This is a genomic window from Amphritea atlantica (assembly GCF_900111095.1).
Classification (GTDB): Bacteria; Pseudomonadota; Gammaproteobacteria; order Pseudomonadales; family Balneatricaceae; genus Amphritea; species Amphritea atlantica.
On record NZ_FOGB01000011.1, the window covers coordinates 21,980 to 41,095 of the forward strand.

Consider the following 19,116-nt stretch of genomic DNA (forward strand, 5'->3'; position numbering starts at 1 on the left):
CGCGATTCTACCAGCTAGTCGCTTTTCTGGGTAGCGATAATTGGTCTTAATCCTTATGGCATCCGTACACCCCCGGATTAATGGTTTCGGCACCGTGATTTTCAACGGGCTCAGTGCCCTAAGCTGGTCGCTGAATCAACGGCTTAGCAGCATTACTCGTAACGGGCGGTCTGGACAGATTCGCTCCCCGCCCCTGAGACAACCTGCTAATATCAATAGATATCGGATCAGAACTGCAGACGGACAGATAGTATGAGCGTGAAAAGGGTTGTACGTGGCATTGTCATTATCGTGTTGGTTGTTTTCTTAGGGCTGCATACTGCGATTCAACTGGGACGGGATTACGCCGTTCAGTGGCTGCTCGATCAGGGGGCCAGCAGTGCCAGGATCTACTCAATATCTGTCAACTGGTTTACCGGCCGGGTAGCGCTGCACGGAGTGTCGGTTATTACTCCTGACCAGCCGGCGCTGCGCCTCGATCAACTGGTGGTCGATCTCGATTATGCGGCGCTGATGCAGCAACGCATCCTGATCAGTGATCTGACCCTGCAGGGCGTGAATCTGTTTCTGCACGAACAGGCGGAGGTCGAACCGCGTCAGTTTTATCTTGGCCCGGTGGCGTTGCCGGGGGCCTCTTCTGACAAGCCTGAGGCGCCCCGGGCCGAACCTTCCGCCTGGCAGTTTGGCCTGGCACACCTGAATATTTCCGATCTTAGCTGGCGGTCACAACTGCAAGAGGGGGATCACCAGCTGCGTATCGATAGCGCGGAACTGGATACCTTTTATACCTGGCAGGAGGAGGCGATCACCCATCTGTCTATTCAGGGGGCTATCAATGGTGCCGGGTTTAATCTGGCGACACAGGGGCAACCGTTACCAGCAACCAAACGTTCCGAGCTGCACCTGAAACTGGAGCGGCTGCCGCTGCACTCTTTCACCGCCCCCTTCGTACCAGAGTTGCAGGCAACCCTCACCACCGATCTGACGCTCGCGGTTGTCGCCGGTGAGCAGATCAGTATCACCCAGAGCGGCAATGTTCAACTGGATGATTTTAGTTGGAAGCAAACCGGCCTGGATCTGGATCAGCAGACGCTTATCTGGAATGGCCAGACCGAGTTTAAGATGAGTGCCGGTAAACCCGAGTCCGTTATGGTTGAGGGGGAGCTGAATATGGCTGCGTTGGGGCTGGTGGCTGATGCACTGAAGCTGCAGCTTGGCGAGAGCCGCTGGCAGGGTCACACGGAACTGAGTTTTGGTGAACCGGGTATTCAGCAGGTGGGTGTAAAAGGTCAGTTGGATATGACCGCGTTGGATGTTGATAGTGAGGCCAGCAATCTGACGTTGCAGAGTGGCACGTGGCAGGGTGATACCCGTGTAAACTTCAGTGCTGATGGTATTGATAAGGTCGCAATGGATGGGCAGTTAAACATGGCTGCATTAGACCTCATGGGTGATGATGGCCTGAAGCTGCAGTTGAGCAGCGCGGCCTGGCAGGGAACAAGCGGGCTGGGCTTTAATCAGGCCGGGGCTGATCAGGTTGATGTGCAAGGGCAACTGAAAACCCGTCAGTTGTTGTATCAGATGGCTGATCGTATGCAGGCCAGAGTGAATTCGATTGATTGGCAGGGCGACGGTATCGCTTTGGCGTTGCAGCAACAGCCGATAACGATTAACGGTGAAAAAGGTCAGCTGAAGCTGGCGGGGGTCGAAGTGAAGGCGCTGCAGGGGGATCAGCAACTGGTCACGTTAAACCACGCGCAGTTCAGCGATATCGGTTTGTCGCTGCCGGAGAAACTCAGTCTGGGAGCGTTGAAGGCTGACGGGATCGCACTGTCTCCGCAGGCTGACGCGACTCTGGCAACATTGAACCTGAGGCTTAGTGATGTTGATTTGGCACCAGACAAAGCGGTCTCGATTAATCGGGTTGAGCTACAGGATTTACAGTTAAACGAGCAACTCAGTGCCGAGAAGCAACCGCTGGGTGTATCTCGTTTGCAGCAGGGAATTAACAATCTGCTGCCATCGGCAGAAGCCAGTAATACGACCGCCAGCAGCTCCTCTGCTGCGGGTGCCGAGCCGTCACTACGTGTGCAGGTGAAGGAACTGGTTATCAGCGGGGACAGTAAGGCGATGTTTACCGATAACTCAACCTCGCCCCCTTTTCATTCTGAAATTCTCATCGATAAAGCGCTGTTACAGAGGCTGGATAGTGGCAGCAAAGCTCCGGCAACCTTTGATCTGGCGCTGAAAGTGGGCGGCTTTACCACCCTGATGCTGAATGGTGAAACCGACCTTGTCGGCGGTGGCGAAAATGCCAGTTGGAAAGGGTCCCTGAAGCAACTGGAACTGCCCCGGCTGAGCCCCTATAGCATCGAGTATACCGGCTATTATTTGCAAAATGGACAGTTGCAACTGAACAGCTCAGGTAGCCTGGACGGTGGAAAGATCAGCGGTAAAAATGAGATTAAGATCCATCGTTTAGAGGTGGAGCCTGCGGATCAGCAGCAGATGGCAAAATTCAGTAAACAGTTGTCGATGCCGTTAGGTACTGCGATCTCTGTTTTGCAGGATAGCGATGACAATATCGATCTTGATGTGCCCATCAGTGGCTCACTGGAAGACCCGGATTTTGGTTTACAAAGTATTGTTAGCCGGCTTGCTGGCAAAGGCCTTAAACAGGCTGCTTTCAGTATCCTGCTCAAATCTCTGCAGCCCTACGGGACCCTTATCAGTCTGGCGGCCAGTGCGGCCAAAGACGGCAGTTTTATTACCCTTGATCCGGTAGTGTTTGCCCCCGGTCGTGCCGAGCTGGATGATTATGCACAGGGCTATCTGACGAAAATTGAATCGATGATGACTGAGCGTAAAGGGATGCGACTGAATATCTGCGGTCAGGCAGTGCAGCAGGATCAGGCGTTGATCCGTGCCGCCCTGGAAGCGGATAATAAAAAACGGGACAAACCTTTTACACCTGAGGAGTTGGCGGCTTTGGAGAGGCAACAGCTGGAAGCGCTGGCGCAACAGCGCTCGGACCGGGTGAAACAGCAACTGACGCAGAAGATCCCCGGAGAGCGGTTGTTTAGCTGCTTTCCGGTTCCCTCTCTGGATGACCCTCAGGCTAAGCCTTCAGCTACGCTTGGATTGTAAGCCAGGAGAGTGCGTCAGGAAGGAGCGTCTGGAAGGTGAGTACGGCTTTTTATGGCCCCGCGCGCTTTATCGGGAAAGGATGCCAGCATATTTGATATCCTGTGGAACGATACAACCGTTTAAAAGAGACTCACCACAGAGGACACTGAGAGCACAGAGAAAACCTTATAAATAGCGTTTCTCTGTGTCCTCTGTGCTCTCTGTGGTAAACATCTCCTTATACTTCTTAGCGTCACTGCAACGTCAGGAGCTTGGGCTTTTCCCGCCTGCAAGAGATTGCTTTGCAGAGATTTTACATATCTGGAGAGCGCACCAACCTGACTTAAACCGGGAAGATATCAATTCTTCCCCATAACACGCGAAGAATCTTTATATCCGGGCTCATGCACTCCAGACTTGATAGTCGGGGCTTATAGTCGTGCTTATATCAACTCTGTTGTAGTTGCCGGTAGCCGCTGTGACGGTGGCTGATCAGTGCTGCAAGGGTAAACAACAGCATCCCGGTTAGCGGCAGGATAAGCCAGATCCAGGGATGCAGCAGCAGAGGAAGATCCAGCAGCCGATAGCTGATCAGGCCGGTGATTATCTCCGTTAACACAGCGGCCATCGCGCCGCTGGCGCAGCCCAGCAGGGCAAATTCGAGAATGTCCAGTTGCCGGGTTTGTGCTGCGGTGCTCCCCAGCACCTGTAACAGGGCGTTTTCGTGGCGTCGTTGTTCCAGTTCCTGTGATACCAGCAGTTGCACCAGAACGATGCCGGCACACAGGGTTATGCCAAGGATCAGGGTCGATGCCTGAATCAGGCGATCGATCAGCTCACTCGCCTGATTGATCCACTGACTGACATCGATCAGCGTCAGCGAAGGAAAACGTTTGAGCAGTTCGCGGCTTAACCCCACCTGCTTATCTGATAACCGGAAACTGGTGATATAAGTCTGTGGATAGTTCTGCAGCACACCAGGGCTGAAAATCATATAGAAATTTGGCCGGAAAGAGCGCCACTCAACTTTACGGGTGTTGCTGATCGTCGCGCTAAACGAATCGCCTCCCACTTCAAAGGTGATTTTATCGCCCAGCTTTAAACCGAGATTGGCTGCCAGTTGCTGTTCGACGGAGATCAGGTTCTCCTGAGTATCCATGGGCCACCAGGAACCACTCACCAACTCATTGTGCGCTGGCGCTTTGGCTAACCAACTCAGGTTTAGCTCGCGCTTTAAAGCATTGTTTTCCAACTGATCCTGATCCAGAACCCGTTCTGGAGGCTGACCATTAATTGCGGTGATCCGACCCCGTATCATTGGATAGAGGTCCGTTTCTATCCCTGAATCCGTGAGAAACTGACTGAGCGGTTGCAACTCCCAGGGCTGGATGTTGATAACAAACTGATTGGGGGTGTTCACCGGTAGTTGAGCTCGCCAGCGGTTAACCAGTTCGGTCTGGCTGATCAGCAGGCTGCATAGCAAGGTCAGTAACAGGCACATGATACCCAGCTGCACCCGGTGCCACTGACGTTGCTGGTGGATGCGGTAACTGAGCAGGCGTCCCAGACGAAACCGTCGGGCTAGCAACCGGCCAGCCGGGGGCAGTAGCAGACTGGCACAAAGACCGGCCAGCAGGATGGTGATGACGCTTAACAGCGTGGCGGCAAGAGCATGGGTGACCGAGCCCAGATAGAGGGCAATCACGGCGCCTGACAAAAACAGTATAACCAGCCGGACGGGCCAGCTGAGCCCCTGATGGCTGAGCTGATCATGGCGCAGCAATCCCATCACCGGAATCCGGCTGATCTGCAGTAGCGGTGAATACCCTATAGCCAGCAGTAACGCCAGACTCAGCAATGGGCCGGTAGCGGTTAAGCGATAATCGGGGGAGGGCAGTCCTGAGGGGAGCAGCGGCTGTAGTACTGATCCGGTCAGTTGCAGCAACAGCAGGCTTGCGATCACGCCGATAAGGGCGGCCAGCAGCCAGCCAAGCAGCAACTTTATCAGATACAGCTGCAGTATCTGTCGTGGTTTCATTCCCAGGCTCTGCAGCAGGGCGCTGCGGCGATACTGTGCGCTGCTATAGCGCCTCAGGCTGAGGGTGATCAGCAGGCCACACAGCAGTATGCCAAACAGGGAGGTCATGCGTAGAAAGCCAGATGCGTTTTGCATCGCCCCGGATGCCAGCGGCTGATCTTCATAGACCGACCAGAGCCGCTGTTGTGGTGTCAGGGCTTGTTGCAGTCGGGCGTGAAAATCCCTGATCTGCTGTTCCGGGCCGCTGAATAGCGTCCGGTAGCCGATCCGGCTACCCGGCTGAATCACCCGGGTGGCGGCCAGGTCTTGCCGATTGATCAGAAGTTGCGGGCTGAAACTGCGAAATCCGGTGCCCCGGTCGGGTGAACTGATGACTGCCGCGGTGATTTTCAGCTGTGAATATCCCAGCGTGATGGTTTCGCCAACGCTGATCCCCAGCCGCTCTAACAGTTGCTGTTCGGCCCAGGCGGTTCCCTGAGCGGGTATCCGGGTCGATTGCGGTGGCTGGGTAACTATCTCCCCCCGGAGTGGATAGGGGGAGGCGACAGCCCTGACAGAGCTCAACAGCATCTGCTCATCGGTGCTCACCATGGTGGAAAACTGAATGACGTTGCTGTGTTGCAAGCCCTGTTCAGATGCTGCCGTCAGCAGGCTGGCGGGGATAGGCTGGCTGTCACTCAGGCTGAGATCGGCCCCCAGCATTAATGCGCTTTGGCGATTCAGCCCTTTTTCCAGCTGATTGCCCAGCAAGGTCAGGAAGCTGGCCAGGGTTGTTGCCAGGAACAGCGCCAGTAACAGCGCCCGCCACTCAAAGGTTCGCAGGTCGGAGCGGCTCTGTTTCAGGGTCAGACGGATAAGTTGTGATGATCTCATCCTATTGCTCCTGCAAACGTCCGTTATGCAGGTAGAGTCGCCGCTGGCAGCGTTGAGCCAGAGAGGTATCATGGGTGATCAGAATCAGCGTGGTGTTGAGTTGCTGATTGAGCTGAAACAGCTGCTCAATGATCTCGGTGCCGGTTTGTTCATCCAGATTACCGGTGGGCTCATCGGCGAATAACAGACTGGGTTGCGTGGCAAATGCCCGGGCGATCGCGACCCGCTGCTGTTCCCCGCCGGAGAGACGCGCGGGGGTATGCTGGTGTCGCGCCTGAAGGCCAACCCGGTCAAGCCAGTCTGCAGCCTGCTGTTCAGGGTTGGGGTGCCCCTGTATCTCCAGGGCTAACTGGACATTATCCAGGGCTGTCAGTTCCGGCAATAGCTGAAATGACTGAAACACAAAGCTGATATGGTTGGCCCGCATTTCGGCACGGGAGTGCTCATCGAGTCCGGCCAGTGGCTGACCCAACAGTTCAACAGAGCCTTTACTTGGTTCGTCTAATCCTGCCAGAATACTTAACAGGGTTGATTTACCTGCGCCGGATGGGCCGATAATAGCGATGCTCTCGCCAGCCTCGGCGCGCAGACTGATATCAGTAAAAATATCCAATCCACCGCTCTGGTCTGCAAAGGTTTTCGCCAGGGCATTGGCAATCAATACAGCACTGGGTTCGGGAGTCATCATGTCATCTCTTTTTGGAATCATCTTGTTACTGGTGTCTAGCTTAGCATGGAGCGGTACTGTTTTAGTCATGGGTGACAGCCTTTCTGCTGCATACGGAATCCCTAAAGACAGAGGCTGGGTCACACTGCTCGAACAGCGGCTGAACGACAGTCAGTTCGACTATCAGGTGGTTAATGCCAGTATCAGTGGAGAGACAACCCATGGTGGTATTACGCGTTTGCCCGACCTTCTGGATCAGTATCAGCCAGACATTGTACTGCTGGAACTGGGGGCCAATGATGGTTTGCGGGGGGCTCCTCTGCCGGTTATAAAGAACAATCTCAGCCTGTTGGTGAGTCAGTCTCAGTCCGCCGGAGCTCAGGTGTTGTTACTGGAGATGCGTATACCACCCAATTATGGCCCTCGCTACAGCGACGGTTTTAGCGGGCTCTTTGCCCAGGTGGCGGAACAGCAGGGCGTGCCGATGGTGCCGTTTTTTATGGCTCCAGTGGTATTGCAACCGCAACTGATGCAGGCGGATGGTCTGCACCCTAATGCGCAGGCTCAGCCGGCGCTTCTTGATCAGGTATGGCCCTTTCTGAAGCGCTTGTTGTCGCCTCAGAACCAAGCGGGATAACCACGATTATCCGGGTACCCCGGTCATGATTTTTACTGATCTGAAACACACCTCCCAGGGCTCTGACCCGTTCGCGCATGCCGATCAGACCAAAGCCCTTTTTGAAGGCATCCTGTTCGATATCGAAACTGCAGCCATCGTCACTGATCATAACCTCCAGACGGTCGCCACTGATCTCTTTGCGTTGTCCCTGTGAGGTTCTGTGAATATCGAGCCAGACGTTGCGCGCCTGAGCGTATTTGATGATATTGCTGAATGCTTCCTGCACCAGACGGAACAGTGTGATGTTGTAATCTTCCGACATCTCGTTGAGTGCACCGCGGTAGTCATGATGCAGGGTGATGCCATGTTCGGCTAAGCGGTTAGAGACAATACACTCCTGAATCGCGTCAATCAGGCCCAGATCGTCCAGCGCTGACGGGCGCAATGCCCGCATCATTCCATAGGTAACATCATAAATATTCTGAGCGATCGCATCGATCGATTCGGCTGTCTGGTTGACCAGGCTGTTCTCTTCCGGGTGCACCCGCTTAAGGATTTTGGCATCGGTTCTGATCGCTGTCAGCGATTGCCCCAATTCGTCATGCAGCTCGCGTGACAGGTTGCGCCGCTCCTTTTCCTGTACCGCCAGCACCTGATGGGTCAGGCGACGATTTTCCACTAACTGTTCCCGTAGTTCACGGGTGCGGGTATGGATTCTCACTTCCAGTTGCTGGCGCTCATTTTTCAGCGTCTCATAGATGGATGAGTGTTCGATAGCCGCTTTCACTTTCTGCCGCAGGTAGGCTGTCAGCATAAAGTAGACCGCGAGTGACGCTGATAACAGGATCAGCAGCATCCCCAGGTTGATGTTCTTGGGGCCGAACTTATGCACAATTTTGATCCTGAACGACTGGCCAAAACGAGTGACGGTGCGCTGCTCTTCAAGGGTGGGAAGCCAGATAGGCAATCTGGTTGTTGCCTCTGAGAGATGCTGATCAAGAATCTCACCGTTCTCATCCATCAGGCTGATACTGGCATGTTCGGAAAGGAAGCTGGTGTTTGGCAGCATCCCCTCTGTATCTATGATCAGTGATGCGATATAGAGGTTGTCGGCTGAGGGGGCCGTATTGCGTTCAAAGAACGCCAGGAACAGACCATATCCGGTTTTGTTGTTGTCCAGAGTGAAAGGAGGGGAAGTCACCGGCTGATGATATTTGCGCACGAAACGGATGGTTTCGGTAAACACCGGATCAGTCAGCAGATCTTTGTTCAGCAGATAGCGGGTATCCGGGTTGAGGGGTTCGATAAACGTGATGGGAAAGCGGACACTGAAGTCATCCCGGGTCGGGTCAATACGGAAATCTTCAGCTCTGCCAAAATTGCTGCCGTCCACTTTCTGCTGTCGCTGAATCTGCAGCCTTTCGATATGTGGGTAACGTTTGCGCATCTCGTTGGCAAAGCTACGAATCGATTCCTGATCGTTGGGTGATGATGACACCAGTACGGTAAAACTCTGGAGCAGCACTTCATTAATATAGGCTTTTTCGTAGATCGATGAATATACGAACTGCGCATCATTACTGAGATCTTTTTTGAGCCTGCTGTAGTCAGCATACAGGCTTAGCCCTGCCATCATAAGGGTCAGCATTAACCAGCCCGTGGTAATGAAGGGAAAATAGCTTCTTTGCATCGGTGTTGTTGTGTTCCGTGATCAGTTTATGAAATCCATATCATCGGCTAAGTGTAAACTATTTATTCCCAGAGCCAAAAAAAAAGCGCCGAAGCGCTTTTTTTGTGTGTGGTGACAAACCAACCTCAGATGCGGGTGAGCCAGCCGTGAGTGTCTTCTGCCAGTCCCCATTGAATATTGTTCAGTGCCTGACGCAGTTTCAGGGTTGTTGCGCCGATACCGCCATTGCCCACCGGGTACTCTTTACCCTTGTGAATCAGCGTGCCAACCGGGGTCAGTACCGCTGCAGTACCTGACAGGGCGGCCTCACAGCCCGGTTTGGCTGCACGTTCCAGTAACTCATCAATCGTCAACTGGCGCTCCTGAACGTCCATACCCAGATCCCGGGCGATGGTCAGGATCGAATCGCGGGTTACGCCATGCAGAAAGCTTTCATCCAGCGCTTTGGTAATCACCTGATTGCCATCGATGAGCAGGAAGTTTGCGGCGCCGGTTTCCTGAACATCGCCACCGGGGCAGAACAGCACCTGGTCAGCATTAAGTTCCTGTTTGGCTTTCATAATCGGGCGTAGTGCGCTGGCGTAGTTACCGCCACTCTTAATCATTCCCATATGGGCGGCGCAACGGGCACCATTCTCTTCCAGCAACAGGCGCAGGGTCGTGTCGCCACCGGCAAAGTAATCGCCCACCGGCGACAGCAGAATATACTGGCAGGAGGTGACAGAAGGGGTTGCAGCCTTACCTATCGCCGGCTCTGTGCCGAAATGGGTTGGGCGGATATACATTGAACCCGGAGGCTCAGGTACTTCATCTTTAAAGCGGCTAACAATATCGATAATCATCTGACCGGTGGCAGCTTTATCTATCTCTGGCAGAGCCAGTAACTGGCTGCTTTGAGAAAAGCGCTCGAGATTACGGTCCATGCGGAAGATATTGATTGATCCATCCTGATGACGGAACGCCTTGAGGCCCTCAAAACAGGTGCTGGAATAGTGCAATACATGTGCTCCCGGGTGCAGCTGCAGGCTATCGCTGCTGACGACCTCAGCTGCGCTCCAGCTGTTGCCATCAAACCAGGAGATTGCCATTTCCGGCATAAACACAGTTCCAAAAGCTGCCATTGGTTACCTCGAAAAGATAATAAGTTGATTGATCTGTTGCACGCAGCGTGATTCAGAGAAATTTTCAGGCCAATGATTGTAATCAGCAATGATTAAAAAGGGAATCGGCTACCGAATAATAAAGCGGGATAAAACGAAGAAAATTAACCTGAAAGCAGCGAAATCCTCTGTAATTCAGTGCCGCAGATCCCGTAGCTATCCCCCGGATGGGTGAACTGTGAATGATAAATGGTATACTGCGGCCTTATTTAACGCCTCTGAAACAGACAGGAATCCCCTTGAAAGTTCTGATTGTGAAAACCTCATCCATGGGGGATGTTATCCACACCCTGCCGGCGCTTACGGATGCGGTAAACGCTATCCCCGGTATTCGGTTTGACTGGGTCGTGGAGGAGGGATTTGCTGAAATTCCCCGGTGGCATTTTGCCGTTGATAAGGTGATACCGGTGGCGATCCGTCGCTGGCGCAAAAACCTCTGGAAGACATTTACCAGTGGCGAGTGGAAACGCTATCGCACGGCGTTGTCTGAGACGGATTATGATCTGGTGATCGATGCTCAGGGGCTTTTGAAAAGCGCGATGCTGGTGACCCGTTACAGTCGGGGGATAAGTTGTGGCTACGATAAACATTCGGCCCGGGAATCGCAGGCTGCGTGGTTTTATCAGCGCAAAATAAACGTCAGCAAAGATCAGCACGCGGTAGAGCGCACCCGACAGCTGTTTGCCCGGGCGCTGGGTTATGAGGTTCAGGGACGTGGTGACTTTGCCATTCGTAAACACTTTATGCCTGATCAGACTACCGCATCGGATTATCTGGTTTTTCTTCACAGCACCACCCGTTTTGATAAACACTGGCCGGAGCTCTATTGGCTGGAGCTGATCGATAAAGCGACTGCCGCCGGGTGGAAGATCAAACTGCCCTGGGGGAACCCTGACGAGAAAGCGCGGGCAGAGCGGCTGGCCCGGGATAGTCATGCCGTTGAAGTGCTGCCCAAACTAAACCTGGCTCAGGTGACGCAGGTTCTGGCAGGCGCTGCCGGGTGTGTATCGGTGGATACCGGCCTGTCGCATATGGCTGCCGCACTGGACCGCCCCAATGTGATTCTGTTTGGCCCCACTGACCCGGGGCTGGTGGGTGGTTATGGTAAGGATCAGATCTGCTTAGAGGCGAAAACTCAAACTGACAGCGGCCGCGATGTCGAGCCTGCCGTGTTTGCTAATCTGACGCCGGAGATTGTGTGGCAGACTCTATCGTTACAATGCCTGAACGCTGAGGATTAATTGTGAACTGCTCAGTCTATTTTGTATCAACGTTACTGCATCTTTTTACAGCGACTGCTATTGCAGGTGAGCGTGAAAATGAGAACGCAATACTGGTGTTTATCGATCAGCCTGAGGGAAAGGTACCGCAGATTTTCCAGCTTGTTCAGCAGTGGCAAAGCTCTCCCTTTGCTGAGTCGCATCTGTTCTATGGACGCCTTAAAGGCGGTTTGAGCAAACTGAAAAAAAGGCGAGTACTGTTTCGGAATATAAAGAGCTTAATTGAAAGGCTGGAGCCTGATCATATTTTTGTAGGGAATGACCGCCGTATAGAGTTTCAGTATGGGATGCATGTTGCCGGGTCAAACGGCAAACAGGTCGTGGGTCACTATATGGATGAAGGCACATTCACCTATGTTGGACGTGAAGCGTCCAGTGGCATTGGTGATGTGGTCGTGGATAACCTGCTAAAAAAACTGTTCTATGGCCTATGGTGGAAAAATCCCCTGACGGTTGGCGAATCTGCCTGGATAAGTGAGATTCATGTCGCCTTTCCGGAGCTGATCGACCCGCGTCTGAAAACTAAGGTTATCCATTGTCTGTCTGCAGAGAGCTTTCAGTCGGACTCTCTGAAGCAGCTTTCCCAGATGATGCTGCAGGTAAACGGTGTTAGTGAGGAACAGATCCTCAACCTTGATGTATTAATAACGTTGCCCCATGAGTCGCTGTTTGAGAAAAATAGTGGCTACAAAGAAAAGGTGTTGGCTCTGTTCTCTGAGCTGGAAGGGGTTGTTGCCGTTAAATATCATCCGCGTAATAGCTGTGAAGATGCTCTCGGATTAAAGCAGTATGGGGTTGATCTTCTTCCCTCCTCAGTGAGTTATGAGGCTATTTTACCTCTGTTGAAAAGCGAGGTCCGGGTTATTGGGGATGTCTCCTCTACCCTGTTACTAACCCGATGGTTGAGGCCTGAAATTGAAACGATCTCATATCGCAATGGCACAGAAAATAGCAAGTTTGAGCAACTGTTCAGTGATCTGGGCATACAGGTACGTTAACAGATCAGGCTCGCATGCAAACAGTATTTTAGAGAAAATAATATGATTGTTATTGGTTTTTATACAACGGATCCCGTTTACAGCTCGGCCTATGAATTGCTGGCTCGATCTCTGAGGAGGGTTGGGCATCAATATGATTTTCGTAGTTTTCCACCAAACGAATGGAAAATGATGACAGACCTGAAAGCCAGAATCGTTCTGGAAAGCCTGGAAAAATATAAAGAGCCTGTTCTTTATATAGATGCGGATGCTTTTGTTCATGAAAATATGGAAGAATATTTTAATGATATAAAGTGTGATATGGCCGTGAATGTTATAAATAAAAAAGACGGTAGTGAAGAACTTTTATCCGGAACAATTTATTTTGATTATAGTAGTAAGGTGATTGAATTCGTTAAACTGTGGATGCGATTGATAGAAGAGAATCCGAGTCTTATAGATCAGCAGAATTTACAAAAGGCTGTAGAGGAATATGATCATGGACTAAAAATACATCGATTATCTGCAGCTTATACCTATATATTCGATCGTCAGTATGTTGACGTGGATAAACCAATAATTGAACACCTTCAGGCTAGTAGAGAAATATATTGTCGAAAGGAAATGCAGAGCTTTAAGAACAGACTGAAAAAGCTTGTTGGTTTAAAAGTAAGTAAAGAGGAGCTATTGAATCGACGGCATAAACGTCTAGCTGAACTCAATGATATGTTTGAAGGCCATGAATAACTATTATCATTGTGAATAATTTAAAGAGGATGAGAGGGTTTATGTCTGGTAGCTGTTGCACTTATCTCATTCTTACTATTTAGAAATTAAGTTATGATGAAAAAAATATTATTGGTGAAAATGTCTTCATTGGGCGATCTGCTTCATACCATGCCTGCGGTTACTGATGCGCTGGCAAACATTGAGGGGCTGAAGATAGATTGGCTTTGTGAAGAACCTTTTGTTGATATTGCCAGATTGCATCCTGGGGTGAATGTTATCCCTCATGGACGCTTACGCTGGAAGAAGCGTCGTTTTGCCTTAGAAACTTTGACAGAACAGTACCACTTCTACAAAGCATTACGACAGACAAAGTATGATCTTGTTATTGATGCTCAGGGAAGGATCAAGTCTGCGCGTGTTGGGTGGTTGTCAGGTGCTCCTGTTTGTGGGCCTGATAAATACAGCGCTACGGATCCTGAGACGAGAGTATTTTATAAACAGGGAATATCAACCCTGTCCGTAACAAATGCAGTTGATAAGGTTCGCCTGCTTTTTTCCCGTGCTTTGGATTATGAACTGGCTGGTGACGCTTGTTTTGGGATAGAGGCCGGGAAGTTAGCATCCTGTCCTGAAAACTGGCAGGGAAAGTATGTTTTCTTTCATGGTACCACCTGGCAGTCCAAACATTGGCCAGAAAGAGAGTGGATACGTTTGCTTGAACTGGCAAAAAAGAGAGAGAAAGGTGTTCTTTTACCCTGGGCTAACGAAGAAGAACGGTTGCGCGCTGAGAGAATAGTTAGTCAGGCCGGTTGGGGAGAAATTCTGCCTAAAATGTCTTTATGGGATCTGTGCGGTATCATCGCCAGAAGTAATGGTGCCGTTGGTGTCGACACTGGTTTGATGCACGTAGCCGCCGCTATGGGCATCCCGACAGTATCGGTATTTGGTAGTACCAGCGTTGCCTTGACTGGAGCGCAGGGGAACAATGTTACCAATCTCCAGGCGCAATATGAATGCTCTCCTTGTAAAGAGAAGTGTTGTCCGCGTCTTGAAGAGGGGGAGCCCCCTTGCTATAGCAGTTTGCCGGGCGATTTTGTTTGGCAGCAACTCCAGAATCTAATAAGTAAACAGTAGCTTTTGAGTGAGCCGGTTCGCTAAGTGAGGGTGTGGAAGAAGAACCTGCCGCTAAATGATCAGCAGGCGTTACAACGTGCTTTTCAGCAATATCAGGATGAATTGAAAGCATACTCTCTCTGCCGCGGTTACTCATATTTTTGACTGCGTTCATGAGGCGGTTAAATGTCTTGTTATTGAGCTTCTACAAGTCAGTATATCAATTTACTGTAGAGAAAATATGAAAACACTTAAGAGTAGGTTTGGAAAGTATTTGAGGCTGAAGGTACAGCCTGCGGGACTATTAAAAAGAAGGTATCCGCGGATTTATGAGCTTAATCAAGTTTGTTCTGAAGTAATATAACAGGAAGTTAGTAATGGCTATGTTTTACAAGGAAGGCCTTGCGGGTCAGTTCGTTATTTATTGCGTACTATTCGCGTTGGTCATCTATCTTGCAGCAAATGAACTTGCCAATGGATTGCTGATTGTTGGGGGCCTGGTTTCGCTCTTTATTTTTGGTCGCAGATACCGGGTGCTGACCGATGGGATAGGGAAGGAGGATATCACGTGGATATTTACCCTTCTATTATATCCAATGTGTTTTTTATATGCTTTTATTCTGTATCAGTCAAAGATAGACGCTGAAACCTTTGTCGAATTCTTCAGAATATCACTTTTAGTTGTAATGGTGTTTCTGGTAGCAAGGAAAAGTCGGGTGTTAACCTTTACCACCCTTAAAGTGGCAATCTCTGTTTTTGCAGGGCTTACCGGCAGTCTGGGGATTATCGTCTGGTTTATACAGGGGGGAGGGAGGATATCAGTAGGTACTTCGCTTATTAATATGTATGCTTTACTGATAACCTGCGCCGCAGGAATGGTTATGCTTTTCTGTCTGATTGAGTCTGTCGATATGAAAAAGCTGTATTATCGGGCGTGCTTTATCACAGCTGTTGGTGGCGTTTTTGCTTCCGGTTCGAAGAGCGCAATACTGGCGCTGATCTGCGTGTTTTTGTGTTTATCTGTTTTTCACGTTTTCCGAAACAGGGGGCGTCTCAAGGATATCTTGATCTTGCTAATGCCTCTGATTCTGTTTGGTTCGATGATGAATCCCTTCAGTCGCATCGAATCGATGATTAGTAGTGTAGATATGTATGTGGAAGAACAGTCAGAGAGATCATCAACTGTCAGCTCGACAGGCCAGAGAGTGCAGATGTACCGTGCAGCGATAGTCGGTATTCTTGATGAACCCTTTTTAGGTAAGGGAACATGGCGGCTGGGAGAGATATTTCCCGATCGAATAGAGAGTGGATCCCTCGCTATCTCAACAAAGCGGTATGTTCATGTCCATAATGAGATTCTTCAGGCCTGGCTGACGAGAGGGGTTCCTGGGGTGCTACTGTTGCTAATGTTGTTTCTGGTGCCTATGAAGGCGGTTAAGAGCAGCGATCTTTTCCCCAAAGGGTGTATCTATATAACATTATTTGTCTACATGATATTTGCGATGTTTGAGGCCCCTTTGAACGCCAACGTCTCCTATGCTTTCTTTATGATTGTTATCTCATTGTTGCTTGCTTGTCGGTCGGGTGTCCAGGATTATATGGTTGAGTTTTCAGGGAGTTAATGTGGTTATTGTCAGATTGATAGGTGGTTTAGGTAACCAGTTGTTTCAATATGCGTATGCGTTGTCGCTCGTTGGAAAAGGTTATCGTGTTAAGTTGGATATATCTGAGTTCGATACCTATACACTACATGGAGGCTTTAGTCTGGGGGCCTATGGCCAGGGTATTGAGATTGCATCTGATGCGGAGGTGAACGCTCTAACCCGTGTGGGACCTCTATCGACAGTGTTACGGAAGCTTCAGGGCAAAAAAAGCAGACGTGTCATCAGGGAGTCTAACTTTTCCTTTGATGAAAAGATGCTGTTGCCGGAAGATAACCATTATCTTGTGGGTTATTTTCAGAGTGAGAAATACTTTGAAAATATAAGGGGTGAGCTGCAGGAGTTTCTGTCCCTGGAGTACAAACTATCTGATTACTCGCGGCGGGTATTTGAGGATATAAAAAACTCGGTTGTTAGTGTGTCAGTGCATATCCGTCGTGGCGATTATGTCAGCGATCAGTCTGCGTATAGGACTCATGGGGTTTGTTCGCTGGAGTATTACTCTGCTGCGATAAAGCACCTTGAGGAAGGCCATTCAGAGGTCGATTTTTATATTTTCTCCGATGATATTAATTGGGTGAAAGAAAATTTAAAGGTGAAGCGCGCGCAGTATATTGCCTCAGAGCAGAAACGCTTCGCAGGTGAAGATATCTATCTGATGAGTCAGTGTGATCATAATATCGTGGCGAACAGCTCTTTTAGTTGGTGGGGGGCATGGTTAAATGATAATAGTCGTAAAGAGGTCATTGCCCCTCAGCAATGGTATGCAGACCCTGAAATGCAAAGACTGAGTAAACCTCTCGTGCCAGCTGACTGGATAAGGCTTTAGGAATGAACGTGTCAGACCTGCCATTGGTTAGCGTCATTATTCCTGTTTTTAATGGTGCAGATTATCTGAGTGAGTCAATCATATCTATTACTGAACAGACTTATCCTAATATTGAAATTATTGTTATTGATGATTGCTCTTCCGATAACAGTGTTGCTCTTATCGAGAGTATGGGTGCGCATAATATTACACTTTTGCGAAACCAGAAAAATAGCGGTGTAAGTGCTTCACGCAATAGAGGTATAAGAGCAGCGAAAGGTAAATATATAGCCTTCATGGATGCTGATGATATCAGTGTTCCCCATCGTATCGAAAGGCAGGTTAGCTTTCTGGAAGTGAATTCGGATTTTGGTCTGATCAGTTCAGCCTATGAAACCTTTGAGGGAGACTCGCTGTCTGGCAAGAGAAGCCTTAAGGTGTTGCCTTCCGATCCGGATTATATTGCTGCCCGTTTGCTTTTTCAGTGTAATATCTGCTGCCCTGCGTCGATGTTGCGCACCGAGCTATTAATACATCATGGTTTGTATTTTGATGAATCATTATCTATGTGTGAAGATTGGGAATTGTGGTACCGAATGAGTCAGTTTACCCGAGTTTCTAATCTTGCGGATGTGTTGCTCTATTACCGCAAACATTCCAACAATGCTTCTAATAAAAGGGAGGAGATGCACAGGAGTAGAATGGGGTTGTTCCTGAAAAGCTTTCGTGATTACGGCGTTAATGTCGATGGATTATTTAATGACAATTTTTATCTGAAAGGGAAAGCCGAATTCTGTGCTTTTATCGAATCGGCTGAATGTTTTGCGAATCAAAACCGGGCAGGGCAAGAATTCAGTGAAAAAGAGATTATTGCAGCCACTGCCTATGCTTTATATGAGATCTTTAAAGCCAACGCCATGATACTGGGTTACAGTATCTATGATGATTTGCGCAGTTCATGGTTGTATCAGTACATGGACATTAGCCCAAAAAATCGGATTAGAAACTTTCTCCGTTGTAAGCGAGCTTCCCTGAAGTTTTAAGTTCTGATCGATTGATAAATATTCTTTTCCCCTAAAGGCGCTGTTTTAAAGCGTTTATGCACCCACATATATTGTGAAGGTGCTTTGCGGATACCCTCTTCAATCGCTTTGTTAATGAGCAACGCATCCTGCTCTTCTGAACCTGAAGGAAACCCTTTTACCTCACTGCATTCGAGGATATAACCCGAGTTATCGGGTTTCCTCCAACAGTCCAGTTTTACTAATGGGGAGCCATTCAGGCTGTGCATTTTTGTGGTTGCTATCGTGGTGGCGGCGGGGTGGCCGAAGAAAGGTGCAAACAGGGTTCCTTTTCGCCCAAGATCCTGATCAGGGGCATACCAGATACAGTGGTTGTTGCGCATCGCTCTGAGCATCAGGCGGGTTTTTTTACGTTCTACAGGGTGACTGAAACGTTTACGTCCGCTGGTAAAAAACCATTCAAGCATCGGGTTGTCATGTTTTCTGTACAGAGTGCTGCAAGGCTTGCCATGAAGCGAGAAAAGTAGTCCGGCGAGGTCGAGGCAGGAGAAGTGCCATCCCATCAGAATGACGCCATTGCCCTTTTCCAGTTCCCGGTCCAGCAGGTCGAAGTTGCGGAACTCCGTTATCTGATGGAAAAAACGTGTATCTTTCCAATAGGACCAGCCTGTTTCTATCAGGCCTGTGCCATTGTGCTCAAATACTTCTCTCACCCGTTGTTGCTGTTCTTCGGGAGAAAGTTCCGGAAAGCAGGTTTGAATATTGACAGTGGTTATATATCTGCGATTTTTCATCAGGTGGTAAAGAATTCGCCCCAGATGTTTTCCGATCCAGAGCCCCCAGTGGAATGGTAGGGCACAAAACAGACGCAGAAGCCCGATGCCGATCCATATCAGCCAATATCTCGGTGCAAGAAAATCTGACCAGCACGCTTCTTTATTGCCCACAATTCATCCAGATGCTGTAAAATCAGGTGATTATAATATTCAAACCTGGGTAACACTAGGGAAGCTACGATTAAGCGCCCCAGTTTTGCTTAATTGAGTGATTTTAGCGGACATGGTTAATATTTAGTCAGCTAAGCAGTCCTCTAATCTCATTGATTTCCCTGAGTGCTGGTGGATTTGCCTTACGTTCAGCATATGATCAACGTGTGTGATATTGGCATGAGCCGTTTTTACTATCGCTTTTCATCAAACCAGGATAACGCGTTTTTATAAAATCAAACGGGCACTGAATGATTCGGAATGGAGGCTCAGCTTTGACGCGGACACTAGCCTTAAGGTATTCAGTCCGGATTTTCAGCCTTTACGCTTCCTCTACAAACTGTCTTTATATGTAACATTGATGTGA

At 49.7% G+C, this 19,116-nt stretch carries 14 protein-coding genes; 9 read left to right on the forward strand and 5 right to left on the reverse strand.

Annotation, left to right across the window (positions count from 1 at the left end):
* The first annotated feature begins 252 nt into the window (after positions 1 to 252).
* The gene (locus tag BMY09_RS16005; protein ID WP_091360303.1) at positions 253 to 3,147 is read left to right on the forward strand and encodes a DUF748 domain-containing protein; all 2,895 of its coding nucleotides are present in this window, start codon (positions 253 to 255) and stop codon (positions 3,145 to 3,147) included.
* A gap of 427 nt (positions 3,148 to 3,574) precedes the next feature.
* Here the strand turns inward: BMY09_RS16005 and BMY09_RS16010 are convergent, their stop codons facing one another.
* Both BMY09_RS16010 and BMY09_RS16015 read right to left on the reverse strand, forming a co-directional pair.
* Positions 3,575 to 6,037 (reverse strand): ABC transporter permease, encoded by a 2,463-nt coding sequence (locus BMY09_RS16010; protein WP_175483569.1) that lies wholly within the window; start codon positions 6,035 to 6,037, stop codon positions 3,575 to 3,577.
* Position 6,038: 1 nt separating this feature from the next.
* Positions 6,039 to 6,725, reverse strand: a complete 687-nt coding sequence (locus tag BMY09_RS16015) for an ABC transporter ATP-binding protein (RefSeq protein ID WP_091360306.1) — start codon at positions 6,723 to 6,725, stop codon at positions 6,039 to 6,041.
* Positions 6,726 to 6,792: 67 nt separating this feature from the next.
* Between BMY09_RS16015 and BMY09_RS16020 the strand changes: the two genes are divergently transcribed.
* Positions 6,793 to 7,341: an arylesterase gene (locus BMY09_RS16020; RefSeq protein ID WP_245756610.1), complete on the forward strand. Its 549-nt coding sequence runs from the start codon at positions 6,793 to 6,795 to the stop codon at positions 7,339 to 7,341.
* On the opposite strand, the gene BMY09_RS16025 is transcribed toward BMY09_RS16020, so the two are convergent.
* The gene (locus BMY09_RS16025) at positions 7,256 to 8,971 is read right to left on the reverse strand and encodes an ATP-binding protein (protein ID WP_175483570.1); all 1,716 of its coding nucleotides are present in this window, start codon (positions 8,969 to 8,971) and stop codon (positions 7,256 to 7,258) included. The two genes, BMY09_RS16020 and BMY09_RS16025, sit on opposite strands and share 86 nt — an antisense overlap.
* 167 nt (positions 8,972 to 9,138) lie before the next feature.
* The gene (locus BMY09_RS16030; protein WP_091360311.1) at positions 9,139 to 10,134 is read right to left on the reverse strand and encodes a branched-chain amino acid aminotransferase; all 996 of its coding nucleotides are present in this window, start codon (positions 10,132 to 10,134) and stop codon (positions 9,139 to 9,141) included.
* Positions 10,135 to 10,412: 278 nt separating this feature from the next.
* Between BMY09_RS16030 and rfaC the strand changes: the two genes are divergently transcribed.
* From rfaC to BMY09_RS16065, 7 genes are all read left to right on the forward strand, one after another.
* Positions 10,413 to 11,414 (forward strand): lipopolysaccharide heptosyltransferase RfaC, encoded by a 1,002-nt coding sequence (rfaC, locus tag BMY09_RS16035; RefSeq protein ID WP_091360312.1) that lies wholly within the window; start codon positions 10,413 to 10,415, stop codon positions 11,412 to 11,414.
* 2 nt (positions 11,415 to 11,416) lie between these two features.
* Entirely contained in the window at positions 11,417 to 12,451 is a 1,035-nt protein-coding gene (locus tag BMY09_RS16040) for a polysialyltransferase family glycosyltransferase (RefSeq protein ID WP_091360314.1), read from the forward strand.
* 42 nt (positions 12,452 to 12,493) lie between these two features.
* The gene (locus BMY09_RS16045; RefSeq protein WP_091360315.1) at positions 12,494 to 13,177 is read left to right on the forward strand and encodes a putative nucleotide-diphospho-sugar transferase; all 684 of its coding nucleotides are present in this window, start codon (positions 12,494 to 12,496) and stop codon (positions 13,175 to 13,177) included.
* Between the two features lie 93 nt (positions 13,178 to 13,270).
* Positions 13,271 to 14,293 carry a lipopolysaccharide heptosyltransferase I gene (gene waaC, locus BMY09_RS16050; RefSeq protein WP_091360317.1) on the forward strand — a complete coding sequence of 341 codons (1,023 nt, stop codon included), beginning with the start codon at positions 13,271 to 13,273 and terminating at the stop codon, positions 14,291 to 14,293.
* Between the two features lie 356 nt (positions 14,294 to 14,649).
* The gene (locus BMY09_RS16055) at positions 14,650 to 15,894 is read left to right on the forward strand and encodes an O-antigen ligase family protein (protein ID WP_091360318.1); all 1,245 of its coding nucleotides are present in this window, start codon (positions 14,650 to 14,652) and stop codon (positions 15,892 to 15,894) included.
* A gap of 1 nt (position 15,895) precedes the next feature.
* Positions 15,896 to 16,762, forward strand: a complete 867-nt coding sequence (locus tag BMY09_RS16060) for an alpha-1,2-fucosyltransferase (RefSeq protein WP_091360320.1) — start codon at positions 15,896 to 15,898, stop codon at positions 16,760 to 16,762.
* Between the two features lie 2 nt (positions 16,763 to 16,764).
* Positions 16,765 to 17,784: a glycosyltransferase family 2 protein gene (locus tag BMY09_RS16065; protein WP_091360322.1), complete on the forward strand. Its 1,020-nt coding sequence runs from the start codon at positions 16,765 to 16,767 to the stop codon at positions 17,782 to 17,784.
* Here BMY09_RS16065 and BMY09_RS16070 read toward each other — a convergent pair.
* Entirely contained in the window at positions 17,781 to 18,710 is a 930-nt protein-coding gene (locus tag BMY09_RS16070) for an LpxL/LpxP family acyltransferase (RefSeq protein WP_217647458.1), read from the reverse strand. The two genes, BMY09_RS16065 and BMY09_RS16070, sit on opposite strands and share 4 nt — an antisense overlap.
* Between the last annotated feature and the right edge of the window lie 406 nt (positions 18,711 to 19,116).

Excerpts from the sequence above, each read along its gene's own strand:
- BMY09_RS16005 (WP_091360303.1), top strand. The coding sequence starts at position 253 with ATGAGCGTGAAAAGGGTTGTACGTGGCATTGTCATTATCGTGTTGGTT.
- BMY09_RS16010 (WP_175483569.1), bottom strand. The coding sequence starts at position 6,037 with ATGAGATCATCACAACTTATCCGTCTGACCCTGAAACAGAGCCGCTCC.
- BMY09_RS16015 (WP_091360306.1), bottom strand. The coding sequence starts at position 6,725 with ATGATGACTCCCGAACCCAGTGCTGTATTGATTGCCAATGCCCTGGCG.
- BMY09_RS16020 (WP_245756610.1), top strand. The coding sequence starts at position 6,793 with ATGGGTGACAGCCTTTCTGCTGCATACGGAATCCCTAAAGACAGAGGC.
- BMY09_RS16025 (WP_175483570.1), bottom strand. The coding sequence starts at position 8,971 with ATGCTGACCCTTATGATGGCAGGGCTAAGCCTGTATGCTGACTACAGC.
- BMY09_RS16030 (WP_091360311.1), bottom strand. The coding sequence starts at position 10,134 with ATGGCAGCTTTTGGAACTGTGTTTATGCCGGAAATGGCAATCTCCTGG.
- BMY09_RS16045 (WP_091360315.1), top strand. The coding sequence starts at position 12,494 with ATGATTGTTATTGGTTTTTATACAACGGATCCCGTTTACAGCTCGGCC.
- waaC (WP_091360317.1), top strand. The coding sequence starts at position 13,271 with ATGATGAAAAAAATATTATTGGTGAAAATGTCTTCATTGGGCGATCTG.
- BMY09_RS16055 (WP_091360318.1), top strand. The coding sequence starts at position 14,650 with ATGGCTATGTTTTACAAGGAAGGCCTTGCGGGTCAGTTCGTTATTTAT.
- BMY09_RS16065 (WP_091360322.1), top strand. The coding sequence starts at position 16,765 with ATGAACGTGTCAGACCTGCCATTGGTTAGCGTCATTATTCCTGTTTTT.